The following is a 207-nucleotide window of genomic DNA, read 5'->3' as shown; positions in this document are numbered from 1 at the left end:
GGCGGCGGTCGGCGCGGGCAGGTCGGCGGCCAGGGTGGCCATCCCGTCCAGCGGGGAGGGGTAGCAGCGCACGTCGGCGTGCCGCTGGGCCTGCGCGCGCCGCCGGTCGGCCGCCTCGGCGTCGAGCTCCAGCAGCAGCGCCAGGGCCCGCTTGCGCAGCTTGCCGGTCGTCAGTGAGGCCGCCTCGGGCAGCAGCCGGGCCTCGAT

At 79.2% G+C, this 207-nt stretch carries 1 protein-coding gene; it reads right to left on the bottom strand.

Going from position 1 to position 207, the window contains the following annotated elements:
• On the bottom strand, nt 1-207 hold a 207-nt coding region (locus tag ABQ292_RS26660; protein WP_369210715.1), incomplete at both ends, for a DUF222 domain-containing protein.

Origin of the sequence: Geodermatophilus maliterrae, from assembly GCF_041018925.1 — a bacterium.
GTDB classification, from domain to species: Bacteria; Actinomycetota; Actinomycetes; order Mycobacteriales; family Geodermatophilaceae; genus Geodermatophilus; species Geodermatophilus maliterrae.
Note: the sequence above shows the minus strand (reverse complement) of the source record. Positions and strands in the feature narration are given on the sequence as shown.